The organism is Paenibacillus sp. 2KB_20 (assembly GCF_052115765.1).
Classification (GTDB): domain Bacteria; phylum Bacillota; class Bacilli; order Paenibacillales; family Paenibacillaceae; genus Paenibacillus_AQ.
In genome coordinates this window covers 34,744-47,245 of the sequence record NZ_JBFRHH010000004.1, presented here as the reverse complement: position 1 = coordinate 47,245, position 12,502 = coordinate 34,744, and the positions used below count along the sequence as shown (strand labels likewise).

At 52.1% G+C, this 12,502-nt stretch carries 10 protein-coding genes; 6 read left to right on the top strand and 4 right to left on the bottom strand.

Going from position 1 to position 12,502, the window contains the following annotated elements:
- Positions 1-27 precede the first annotated feature (27 nt).
- A complete protein-coding gene (locus AB4124_RS12420; RefSeq protein WP_441973064.1) occupies positions 28-1,497 on the top strand; it encodes a S41 family peptidase in 1,470 nt (489 codons plus the stop codon).
- A gap of 94 nt (positions 1,498-1,591) precedes the next feature.
- On the top strand, positions 1,592-2,914 hold the full coding sequence (locus AB4124_RS12415) for a PDZ domain-containing protein (protein WP_441973063.1): 1,323 nt from the start codon (positions 1,592-1,594) through the stop codon (positions 2,912-2,914).
- Between the two features lie 78 nt (positions 2,915-2,992).
- Here the strand turns inward: AB4124_RS12415 and AB4124_RS12410 are convergent, their stop codons facing one another.
- On the bottom strand, positions 2,993-3,643 hold the full coding sequence (locus tag AB4124_RS12410) for a response regulator (protein WP_441973062.1): 651 nt from the start codon (positions 3,641-3,643) through the stop codon (positions 2,993-2,995).
- A 53-nt stretch (positions 3,644-3,696) separates the two neighbouring features.
- Complete coding sequence (locus AB4124_RS12405) at positions 3,697-4,857, bottom strand: sensor histidine kinase (RefSeq protein WP_441973061.1); 1,161 nt, start codon at positions 4,855-4,857, stop codon at positions 3,697-3,699.
- Between the two features lie 189 nt (positions 4,858-5,046).
- Between AB4124_RS12405 and AB4124_RS12400 the strand changes: the two genes are divergently transcribed.
- From AB4124_RS12400 to AB4124_RS12390, 3 genes are read left to right on the top strand one after another with little or no spacing between them, the layout of a single operon-like run.
- Positions 5,047-5,994, top strand: a complete 948-nt coding sequence (locus tag AB4124_RS12400; RefSeq protein WP_339273709.1) for an ABC transporter ATP-binding protein — start codon at positions 5,047-5,049, stop codon at positions 5,992-5,994.
- A gap of 48 nt (positions 5,995-6,042) precedes the next feature.
- Positions 6,043-7,224: an ABC transporter permease gene (locus AB4124_RS12395; RefSeq protein ID WP_430109399.1), complete on the top strand. Its 1,182-nt coding sequence runs from the start codon at positions 6,043-6,045 to the stop codon at positions 7,222-7,224.
- The gene (locus AB4124_RS12390) at positions 7,217-8,380 is read left to right on the top strand and encodes an ABC transporter permease (protein ID WP_441973060.1); all 1,164 of its coding nucleotides are present in this window, start codon (positions 7,217-7,219) and stop codon (positions 8,378-8,380) included. Before AB4124_RS12395 ends, AB4124_RS12390 begins: the two co-directional genes overlap by 8 nt.
- Before the next feature lie 201 nt (positions 8,381-8,581).
- Here the strand turns inward: AB4124_RS12390 and AB4124_RS12385 are convergent, their stop codons facing one another.
- On the bottom strand, positions 8,582-9,397 hold the full coding sequence (locus tag AB4124_RS12385) for a flagellar motor protein MotB (RefSeq protein WP_441973059.1): 816 nt from the start codon (positions 9,395-9,397) through the stop codon (positions 8,582-8,584).
- Positions 9,381-10,175: a flagellar motor protein gene (locus AB4124_RS12380; protein ID WP_430109405.1), complete on the bottom strand. Its 795-nt coding sequence runs from the start codon at positions 10,173-10,175 to the stop codon at positions 9,381-9,383. The genes AB4124_RS12385 and AB4124_RS12380 overlap by 17 nt, the downstream gene beginning before the upstream one ends.
- 304 nt (positions 10,176-10,479) lie before the next feature.
- Here AB4124_RS12380 and uvrB point away from each other — a divergent pair, with 304 nt between their 5' ends.
- Entirely contained in the window at positions 10,480-12,471 is a 1,992-nt protein-coding gene (gene uvrB, locus AB4124_RS12375; protein ID WP_076324052.1) for an excinuclease ABC subunit UvrB, read from the top strand.
- Positions 12,472-12,502: the final 31 nt, after the last annotated feature.

The window sequence follows — 12,502 nt, the reverse complement described above, 5'->3', positions numbered from 1 at the left end:
TTGAAACGTACAAAGGCGGTGAAGTACTTGCTGAAAAAACGAACGGCTGTCTTTCTGGTCATAGCTGCCATGCTGTGCGGCGTGCTGTTAACGATGGCTTTGACCCAGCTGCCCGCTCCTAGTCAGACCGGAGACGGTGAGGGGCTGCTGGCCAGTATAGCAAACAGGAATGGACTGGAGCAGTCTGAAGCGAAAAAACTGGGGACAGCGATTGACCTCATCGAAAGCAATTATTACAAGGATATCGATCGGTCGAAACTGATCGACGGCGCCATCAACGGGATGATGGAAGCGCTGGAAGATCCATATTCCAACTATATGGGAAAAGAAACGGCAGCCCAGTTTGAAGAGAGCATTGAGGGCTCCTTCTCAGGGATTGGTGCGGAGGTATCCTCTGTAGATGGCAGTGTCGTTGTTGTATCCCCGATCAAGGGATCTCCTGCGGATAAAGCCGGGATTCGGGCAAAGGATACCATCCTCTCAGTTAATGGGGAATCTTTGCAGGGTCTGGAGTTGAACGCGGCAGTCAACAAGATTCGCGGTCCGAAAGGTTCCAAGGCCGTCCTTCAGATTAAGCGTGCAGGCTCTGAGCAGCCTGTCGAGTATGTTATCGTTCGTGATGACGTCGATCTGGAAACCGTGTCGGCACGGATGGAGAAGGGCGGAATCGGTGTTATTGAGATCTCCCAATTCTCGCTGAATACAGGCGAACGCTTTAAGGAAGAACTCAAGAAACTGGAAAGCCAAGGCATGAAGGGACTGCTGATCGACGTCCGGAACAATCCAGGCGGCGTGCTGTCCGTTGTCATCGACATTGCAGAGCAGTTCGTACCTAAAGGCGAGTTGATCGTTCAGGTAGAGGATAAGAATAAGAAGCGGGAGAAGCATCCTTCGGGCGGTGAGGCGAAATCCTATCCGATAACGGTGCTGATGAACAAGGGCAGCGCCAGCGCTTCCGAAATTTTGGCAGGCGCACTGCAGCAATCGGCAGGAGCTACCTTGATGGGAGAGCATTCCTTCGGAAAAGGTACCGTGCAAACGAGCTTTGATAAGCAGTTTGGCGATGGAAGCCTGCTGAAAGTAACGATTGCCAAGTGGTTGACGCCAAACGGTACCTGGATCCATGAGAAGGGAATTGAGCCGGATATTCAGGTGTCACAGCCAGAATACTTTACCGTTGCACCGATCGATAAGAAGAAAACTTATACGTACGACACGAATAGCACGGATGTGAAGAATGCACAGATCATGCTTGAAGCGGTTGGTCATAAGATCGGGCGTACGGATGGCTATTTCGACCGGAATACAGAGAAGGCCGTTAAGAGTTTCCAGAGCAAGCACAAGCTGAAAGCGGACGGTATCCTTAACGGCGCTACAGCCGAGGCATTGGAAGCCGCATTGATTGAGAAGATTCAGGATCCGAAAGAGGATAATCAAATGAATCGCGGAATTGCTGAGGTCCGGAAGGAAATCGCCGCCAAGGCGTCGAACAAGTAAGAAGGCTGAACGTTAGCCTTCTTTTTTTTCTTTTAAGATATCTGAAAGTATAAATTTCGAAGCATCTTGAAGCTGAAAGGAGCGTGGCAAGCTGTTGGAGACATTGAAACAACTGCTGATGTATGGGATAGATGCAGGCATACAACTGCTGACGCAGCCCTTTTATTATATTTCGATTTTGTTTGTCATGCTGTTCTACCGAAGGCAGGTGTTGGTGGAGCGTAAGTTGTTCCATGTGAAGCTGCATTCCTGGGGATTGCAGACTTGGCGAACGTTTCTGGGCGGGCTGCTGGCAGGAATCGGCGTATCCATTGTAGTAGCCTTCCTGGGAATATCCTTAAGCCTGGAAGCCATCATATGCATATGGGTGACTTCCCTGATCCTGATGCTGTTTCATATCCGGTACTTATGCTTTGCCTATTCCATCGGTCTTCTCGGGATCATTCAGTTTGGATTAGGCTGGTTTCCGAATTGGCAGCCGGATGGCTGGGTCAGTCACATAACGACAACGATCTATGGATTGGACATTCCTGCGCTGCTGGCTTTATCCGCCGTTTTGCATTTTGCAGAAGCCTTGCTTGTCAGGATACAGGGTTCGGGTTTTGCTACACCGCTGTTTCTTGAGGGTAAGCGTGGCAAGCTCGTTGGCGGTTATCACATGCAGAGCTTCTGGCCCTTGCCCTTGTTCTTGCTTGTTCCGGCTGTAAGCGGAGGCAGCGTGCTGCCATGGACGCCATTCTTCGGTGGTGATGCCTGGAGTACAGGCTTTACCATGATGGCACTCCCGGTCGTGATTGGCTTCGGGGAAATGACGCAGAGCATGCTCCCGCAGGAGAAGGCAAGCATCACATCGAAGCGGCTCATATTCTACGGAGCCATTGTGCTGGCATTGAGCCTGTTGGCCGAGTGGTGGACACCACTCACGATCGTGGCTGCATTAGCGGCATTACTGCTGCATGAGGGCTTGGTGTGGTACAGCCGTTATGAAGAACAGCAGCGCAGTCCCATCTTTGTGCATCCGATTCGTGGACTACGCGTTCTCGCAGTGCTTCCGAATAGTCCGGCAAGCGAACTTGGCATTCTGGCAGGAGAGACGATCCTGAAGGTGAACGGTAAACTGATTCACAGTAAGGAACAGCTGCATAGCGCGCTTCGTCAGAATTCGGCCTTCTGTAAGCTGGAGGTTCAGAACCATCAAGGGGAGAGTAAATTCCTGCAGCGTGCAATCTACGCGGGGGATCATCATCAATTGGGAGCTATCGTTGCCCCCGACCCGAGGGATGGCATAGCGGTCGGGTTGAAGCCGGTAAGCTTGATCACCCTGCTGGCGAATAAACTTCATATTCGCAGCAAGCGTGGTTCTTCCGGTAGTAAGACGACCGGCGGCTCCGAAGAAGCTGGATTCCATTCATCATGATACTGAAAGCGGGCCTTTGTCCTATATGGACAAGGGCCCGCTTTTTTTTATATAAGCTATGAAATTTTTTGAATGGAGTTAACCCTGCATCTTTTTAAGATAAAAAATGGCGATTTGCGTCCGGTCCCGAAGATTCAGCTTTCCCAGGATTTCGGTGACATAGTTTTTGACGGTGCCTTCGCTTAAGTAAAGCTGTCCGGCAATTTCCTTATTGGACAAGCCGTCCGCAATAAGGACGACGACTTTCTTCTCGGCCGGGGTCAGCCCGAATTGTTCCAGCTCAGCAGCTTTAGGGACGGGCTGCGACGTTGGACGAAGCATGCCAGTCAGCTTGCGGGCGATATCGGGATGAATCAACATGTTACCGTCATGCACCGTTTTGATTCCCTGGATGATGCGGTCCGGCGGAATGTTCTTCAGCAGATAACCGCTAGCCCCATTCCGCAGAGCCTCCACGATATAATCATCATCATCGAAGGTAGTCAGCATAAGCACTCGCACATCCGAATGTCGTTCACGAATCCGCCGCGTTCCTTCCACACCGTCACATACAGGCATCCGAATGTCCATGAGCACAACATCGACAGGAAGTCCCTCCTCCAACAAAGCCAGCGCTTCCTCGCCGTGCTCGGCGACAGCCGATACTTCGATATCCGGGTCCATCCCCACTAGTAATTTCAAGCTTTCCCGAATGAACGGGTCATCATCTACAATTAAAACGGATATCATGGATGGCCACGACCTTTTCTATAAAATAAGATACTGCGTCTTGTCTTGTTAAATTACATAATCTCACGCTTCTGGTAGACAGGCAGCCGGGTGATGACAGTAAAAGGTACGGTTCTCCTTACCTCCAGCGTCCCACCCACCACTTGGGTTCGTTCGAGCATGCTGCTTATTCCGATACCTTGATGGTTTGGTGCAGCTTCGTGGCCAGCCGGCTCCTGGACTGTGCCATCGTTGGAAACCTCCATCCGGACGTCCTGATCTCCGTAATGCAGGATGATTTGGATTCGTTTAGCCTCGCCATGGCGGATGGCGTTTGTGATAGCTTCACGGGCATTTTTGTACAGCACCACCTGTTGACTGGGATAGAGCGGATAGGGGATGCCCTGCAAAATAAGGTCGGTCTCGATCCCGGTCTCCCGGCCGGTCTCTTCCAGGAGCCGATCCAGGGAATAGTCGTCCGTAATCCGCCGGACCGGGTTCATTTGTTTTACGGCCGATCGCATCTGCTCCATGCTCTCTCCTAGCTGGTCACGGATTTGATGGAGCATGTCCATGCCGCGCCCGGAATCTTGAGGCACGATATGGAGAGCTGCTTCCATCATCATTTTTATGCGAATCAGGCGGTGGCCGATATCGTCATGCAGCTGGCGGGAGATGCGGTTACGCTCCTCGGCCTGCGCTGCGCTCTCTACCTGATGGGCAAATTGCAGCAATTGTCTGCCTGCTTCATCCTGCTGGAAATGCAGCCTTTTCAGCTCGTCGTATAACTGAATATGATCCACTTGCTTCTGATGCATTTCATGGATGTGGTTGAACGTTACTGCCATGAACAGAAACAGAAGATTGGCTGTCGTCAGCAGCAGGGCATCGTAATCGGTTATGGCCAAGTTGAGCAACAGAAGGTGACCGAGCGCCAGACATAGCCTGCCTGGCCGCTGCAATAAGGGCAAATAGACGCATAGGGTAGAGATGGATAGGAACACCATCATGAAGCCGTATTGATGGCATAGCCACAGAGATAGTGGAATTTCCAGCAGAGCGGCTGCCTTCAGATAAGCAGGCGATGGCAAAAAGCGGCTTAGCACCGTAATCGCCAGAAACAGCAATATGTACACCATATATTCCCCGTAATCATCGAGCTGCTGCAAAAAGATGTCTGCGGCGGCCGGAAGAAGAATTAATCCATACCTTAGATAGGTGAGTGGGGATGTCACGTGCGATCAGACCCTTTTCCATAGTGAAATCAAAACGTTCAATCGATTGGCTTCATTATATCACAAGGATGTTTTTGGCAAGGAGATGACTTTCGTCACCCTATAAGGTGACTTCTTCTACCTTAATAATTCGGATATCCCAGGTAGAATGAAATCAACAAATGGTTGCGAGAGATATGAGAAATGGAGATGGTGAATATGGCGGTCTTTCTGCAGATGAAGGATGTCGTGAAAAGATATGGAAACAAGCTGTCGGTGGATCATATGAACCTGGAAGTGAACGAAGGGGAAATCTTTGGACTTCTAGGACCGAACGGGGCCGGCAAAAGCACGTCCATCAGTATGATCTGTGGCCTTCTTCCCAAGGATCAGGGCAGCATTAAGGTGGACGGTATCTCGATTGATGAGCAGCCGCTGGAAGTGAAGCGGAGAATCGGGTTGGTGCCGCAGGATCTGGCTCTGTACGAAGAGATGTCGGCTTGGGATAATGTCGTTTTTTTTGCAAAATTGTACGGGCTGCGAGGCCACCAGTTGAAGGAACGGGTGCAAGAGGCGCTGGAGTTTGTCGGCTTGCAGGATCGGGCGAAGGAAAAGCCGTCCACCTTCTCCGGAGGGATGAAACGCAGACTGAATATTGCATGCTCGATCACACACCGTCCGAAGCTGATCATTATGGATGAGCCTACGGTAGGGATTGATCCGCAGTCCCGAAATCATATCCTGGAATCCGTGAAGACGTTGAACCGCATGGGATCTACCGTAATTTATACGAGTCATTATATGGAGGAAGTTGCTGCGATCAGTGATCGGGTGGCGATTATGGATCAAGGTCATGTTATCGCCTGCGGGACGCAGCAGGAGCTTCGGGCACGCGTGGCGCATGAGGAAAAAATCATACTTACGGCTGATGGAATCACACCGGAATTGGTGGAGGAGTTGACCATTCACCCGCGCGTTCGACGCGTCACGCAGAATGATAACCAGATTGAGGTCTATGTACCGTCGGCTCAGGAGGAGCTGCAGGATATTCTGTTCATCTGCAGTAAACAGCATACGACGCTTCGCTCCCTGGAGTGCGAGGAACCGGGGCTTGAAACGCTGTTTCTCAGTCTGACCGGGCGGACGCTGCGTGATTGATCATAAGGGACATATGCAGAGGAATTCATGGAGGAGGAATACCCGTAGATGAATACGATGATTATTGCCTGGTTTGAGCTAAAGCGGATGGCTACCAGCCGATCGGTGCTGATTAACCAGTTTTTGCTGCCGCTCCTCCTTATTTTTATATTGGGAAATGCACTCTCGGGCTGGTTTGGCAACGATCAGGAGTTTAAACAGCCATCGGTCAGAGTGGGATTTGTTGTGAATGCTGCGGACGGAGGCCAGCTGCCGGGGAGTGTTCAGGCTCTAACCGGCTCACCGGAGATACAGGACATTCTGGTTCAAGAGATGGCAGCCAGTCGTGAAGAGGTTGCAGGAAAGCTGCGCAGGGGCGAGGTGGATTATGCGGTGATAATTCCCGCTTCCTTTGATGAACGAATGGGCCAGGGAGCGGACGTGAAGCTTGAATTGTTGCCCGGAAGAGACCGTAATCTCAACCTGGTAGCAGACATCATCTTCAAGACCTTTATCGCGGATGTCAATCACAAACAGGCGGAGGTTATCGTTATGGGCGGAGATAAAGTTCTTGCCGCTCAAACGGCAGCACCTGTTGAAACCTCGTCCGGACCGAACGTAACGATCGGGAAACTAAGCGAGAAAGGAGCCACGTATTCAGCAGCCCAATATTACGCAGCCTCCATGCTGATCATGTTTCTTTTGTATTCCGGTCAGATGGCAAGCAGCAGTCTGCTGGGAGAGCGGGAAAGCCGGACCCTGTATCGCCTGCAAAGCGCACCGGTCACACCCGGAACTGTATTTGCCGGTAAGATTATCGGCTGCAGTCTGATTACGCTTGTACAGGCAGCAGCCATTGTGCTGGGTTCCATGTGGCTGTATGGCGTGAAATGGGGGCCTCACCCTTTGCTGCTCATCATGGTCTGCGTTTTAATCACGCTATCGTCCATGACCATTGCCACGTTTATAACCCTAGTCTCCTCAACGGCGGCAGGAGCCAGGGGGCTGATGCAGGCGATCATTATCGCCATGACATTTGTCAGCGGGGGATTCATGCCGCTTCCCGTGGAATTTTTCCAAAAGATCGCTTCCTTCACCGTCAATCATTGGGCCATGCAGAGCATGCTGCGGATGATGCTGAACAGCGACGTGCAATTGATTCTCACTTGTCTGGGTATGCTAGCGGCTATTACCGCGGCCCTGTCGGCTGCAGCCATGATTACGTACAGAAAGGTGGGATACCATGCATAGCTTAACCATAGCCTGGCATATGGTAAGACGCACACTGGGGCGCAAAAGAGGCTGGATCGTCTTCCTGCTGGTTCCTTGCGTGGTTGTTACCTTGACGGTGTTTTTGTTGGGGCAGACCTCGGCTGCGAGCATTCTAGTCTCTTATGTGAATGAGGATGAGGGCCCGGCAGGCCAGTATCTGATGAACGAGCTGGAGCGCAGCGGACAATACGTACTCAAGGAGTTCGAATCCGAGAACATGTTGAGAGAAGACCTGGTGGAGAATAAAAGCATGGTAGGCGTTTATATACCGGAGGGCTTCAGCGACGGATTGATTGAAGGACAGTGGCCGACGGTTCAGGTATATGAGGCTTCAACTTCGGAAGCTTCGGTGATGATACGAATGACGGCGGACTCTGCGGTTACGCGTCTGAGCGGCACGGCTGCTTTGATTCGGGAAACCTCCGAGCTGGCTGTTGACCGCATGTTGATGCTGCAAGAAGTGCTCAAGCAATCCGCGCTGAATCGGGTGGATACTGAGGTCACGGATTTGAATCTGTACGCCAAGCCGGGACTCTCGAACGTAACAGGCTTTACCCTGATGTTCATAATGACCCTCATCTCCAGCGTTGTGTCGATGATGATCGATGACCGCAGACAGCGAACGCTGTCTCGCATGTACACTGCACCGGTGCGTGCCTATCAGATCGCTTTAGGTAATTTTCTGGGCAGCTTGGTGGTCGGCTCGTTGCAGGTGATCATCGTGCTCGCGCTCAGCCGGTATGTGCTCCGTTATGATTACGGAATTCCGTTACTGCTGCATTTCCTTATTCTGATGGCCTTTATGATGGTATCGTTAGGGCTGGCAAGTACGGTTGCTGGGTTGATCCGGAACGGGCAAAATGCGGCTATGATTAATTCCATGATCGTCACGCCGACCTGCATGCTGGGCGGGTGTTTCTGGCCGCTCGCTATCATGCCGGAATTCATGCAGAAGATCGCCAACTTCATACCGCAAAAATGGGCCATTGAGGCGGTGGAGATCGCGGCTACAGGCGGCACGTTATCCGATATCGCACTGCCGCTAGCCATCCTCAGTCTGATGGCGGTTATTCTGCTGGCCGTCGGTTCCGCTGTCCTGCGGCCAAGCGAGCGCGGGGCAGGGCAAGGCGCTTAGCTTAACAAGTATGTTGGAAACCTAATATCTCTCAGGAACGTTGTTAGTAATCGAATCATTTTTTTTAAACGAAAGCGCCCGGTCAGATCTGAATGCATGGATTCAGTCTACCGGGCGCTTATTTCATATTGGTGACGATGGGGTGGCATTTTCTTCTAAGTCAAGGCGTGGAGTGGGTTGAGCCGCATGGAGGCTATCTTCCTACTCCTTAAGCTGTCGTAACACCGTAATTTCAACCCGCCGGTTCTTCTGCTTGCCTTCAGCAGTCGCATTATCCGCGGCTGGCCTCGTATCGGCATAACCTGCATACTGGAAGCCTTCCGGATCCAGCTTGCTGCTCTCAAGGAAGAACCGCAGTACCGACATCGCCCGGGCACCGGAAAGCTCCCAGTTGTCCTTGTAGCTGGAATAGCGTCCGATTGGCACATTGTCCGTATGCCCCTCGATGCTCACGGTGGTGTTTAAATCACCGAACAGGCTTGCCAATTTGCCCAGAACGGGAGCGGCCCCGGGTTTAAGCTCGGCCTTGCCGACATCGAACAGAAAGCGGTCGCTTAACGTAATGGCAATCCCTTGCGGCTCGTCCGCGATAAAGATATCCTCTTCGAGCTGGTTGTCTTTCACGTATTGCTGAATAAGCCCCATAAAGTTCGCCAGCTCTTCCTCCTGGGCACGGAAAGCCAGCTCCCGTTCAGTTAGCGGTTCTGAACCTGCATCTATATCCTCTTCTTCCTCATTGGCGGCAGGCTGCGGTGGAGGGTTCTTATGGTTCTCCGTATCGGCTGTGCCGGTAATGCCCGAACCCATCTCCAGGATGCTGTCTCCGCTCTGGAAGGTGGCTTGCAGGGATTGGGTGACAAGTTTGTATTTTTCCGTATCGAGCCGGCTCATGGCATACATTACAACAAAAAAGATCAGGAGCAGCGTAATCAGGTCGGCATAGGTGATCATCCAGCGGTCGCGCTGTTCGCCTTCGGCCTGCTTGCGATGACGGCGCCGTCTATTCGGCTGTCTCATGCACAATCCCCCTTGAGGACGGAATGTCCGTGGTGCCAGCGGAAGCGAAGGAGGCTAGCTTTTTACGAACTAACAGCGGGTGCTCTCCGTTCTGAACAGCCATAATTCCTTCGAGCAACAGCTCCATATTTGCAATTTCTTCTTCGGAACGTGCTTTAATCTTGGACGCAATGGGCAAAAAGATAATATTGGCACTTGCGACGCCGTATAAAGTAGCGGTGAACGCGACCGCGATCGAAGGTCCGAGATCGGTTGGGTCTTGCAGACTGCCCAGCACGTGGATCAATCCCATGACGGTACCGATGATCCCCATGGTAGGAGCATATCCCCCGGCGGACTCGAAAATCTTGGCATATCCTTCGTGCTTCTGCTCGGCGGCATTGATATCGAGCTCCAGGATTTGGCGCACCATCTCCGGATCGTTGCCGTCGACGACCATCTGCATGCCTTCCCGCAAGAACGGATCCTCGTGATCGGCGGAGATACGCTCGAGCGCCAGCACCCCGTCTCTTCTGGCCGTAACCGACATATCAACAATGGCGTCAATCAGTTCGTCCGTTGAACGGTTGCTGCGGCCGAAGGCCAGCTTGAGCGCAGCGGGGATGGTGCGGAGCCGGGTGGCCGGGAAGCTGACGATGACGGCGGCGATGGTGCCGCCGAATACGATAAGCGCAGCCGCTCCTTGCAGCAGGCCGCTCAGATGCCCGCCTTCCCATAAAAACCCTCCGATCAACGCGGCCAGACCGGCGAGAATGCCAAAAATAATTGTAATATCCATAACGCTGTATCATCTCCTTAAGGAAGTTAATTTGAAGATCATGGGTTCGCTTGAAGCTAGTCCGACATGGAATGTGAAGGCTGCCGGGCGATATAAGTTGAAGCACGGAACATTCGCGCTGGAACTTATTGAAATTTTCATTAAACTGTTTGCATCAAAAAAACGTAAAGGGTATAATGAGACGGGAACAAATATTCTTATTCTTTACGTAGACACCACTAATTTCCCATAGTATATCATCGGGAAGTTTCGACATATCTTTTAGCATGAATTTCATTTTAGAGTATGAGGGTGATGAAGGGCAATGAGCGATTTAGTTGTCAGTACCAAATCCTTTGAGATCCAGTCTGAATTCCAGCCGCAGGGCGATCAGCCCACGGCTATTGATGCGTTGGTCGAAGGACTCCGCCAAGGGAAAAAACATCAGACGCTGCTAGGTGCAACAGGAACGGGTAAGACGTTTACGATCGCGCAGACAATCGCCAAGGTAAACCGTCCCACACTCGTCATTGCGCATAACAAGACGCTGGCTGCACAGCTGGCCAGCGAGTTTAAGGAATTCTTTCCGAATAACTCGGTGGATTATTTCGTGAGTTATTACGATTACTATCAGCCGGAAGCTTATATCCCTTCCTCTGATACGTATATCGAGAAGGACTCCAGCATTAATGAAGAGATTGATAAGCTCCGCCACTCTGCAACGAGTTCGCTGTTCGAACGGCGCGATGTCATCATTGTGGCGAGCGTATCTTGCATATATGGCTTGGGTTCGCCGCATGAGTACGGAGAATTGCTGCTTTCACTCAGGGTGGGCATGGAGAAGCCGCGCAATGAGATTTTGTCGCGGCTGGTTGATATCCAGTACCAGCGGAACGATATTAACTTCGTTCGCGGTACATTTCGCGTCCGTGGGGATGTGATCGAGATATTCCCTGCCTCGAAGGGGGAGCATGCCGTTCGCGTCGAGCTGTTCGGCGACGAGATCGAGCGGATCACGGAGATCGACGTCTTAACCGGCGAACTGGTTGGGGAACGCGAGCATATCGCCATCTTCCCGGCGTCTCACTTCGTTACCCGTGAAGAGACGATGCGGGTAGCAATCGTGAACATCGAACGCGAATTGGAGGAACGCCTTGAACTGCTGCGCTCGGAAGGCAAGCTGCTGGAAGCGCAGCGCCTGGAGCAGCGTACCCGTTACGACATCGAGATGATGAAGGAAGTCGGATTCTGCTCCGGCATCGAGAACTACTCAGGCCCCCTGACCTTCAGGGAGCCTGGTGCTACGCCATATACGCTCCTTGACTATTTCCCGGATGATATGTTGTTTGTCATTGATGAATCGCACGTTACGCTCCCGCAAATCCGCGCGATGTACAACGGTGACCGGGCACGGAAAACGGTGTTGGTTGATCACGGCTTCCGCCTGCCGTCCGCGCTGGATAACCGGCCGCTGAAGTTCGAGGAATTCGAGGAGAAAGTCAATCAGATCATCTACGTGTCGGCTACACCGGGTCCGTATGAGATGGAGCACTGTGATACGATGGTCGAGCAGATTATTCGGCCGACGGGTCTATTAGATCCGATCATTGATGTGCGCCCGACAGAAGGGCAGATCGATGACCTGATTAGCGAGATCCATGACCGGGTGGAACGTGACGAGCGTGTGCTCGTGACCACCCTCACGAAGAAGATGTCAGAGGACCTGACTGATTACCTGAAAGAAATCGGCATCAAGGTTCGTTACATGCACTCCGATATCAAGACATTGGAACGGATGCAGATTCTGCGCGATCTGCGGCTTGGTACATTCCACGTGCTGGTGGGTATTAACCTTCTACGGGAGGGTCTTGACCTGCCGGAGGTTTCCTTGGTTGCGATTCTGGATGCGGACAAGGAAGGTTTCCTCCGCTCGGACCGCGCTCTTATCCAGACGATTGGCCGGGCTGCCCGGAACTCGGAAGGTAAAGTGATCATGTATGGTGATAAGATCACAGACTCTATGGATCGGGCCATTAAGGAAACCGAGCGCCGCCGCAGCATCCAGATTGCATATAATGAGAAGCACGGTATTACACCGCAAACGATCCGTAAGAAGATCCGCGATGTCATCGAAGCAACAAAGGTTGCCGAGGGCAAGGCAGACTACCTGGTTGGCGAGGGACAGAAGATGTCGAAGAAAGAGCGTCAGAATCTGATCCAGCGTCTGGAGTCCGAGATGAAGGAAGCGGCAAAGAATTTGCAATTCGAGCGTGCTGCAGAGCTTCGTGATGCGCTGCTGGAGCTGCAAGCCGAATAAATGTTGGAGAAACGAATGACAGGGGGGACGG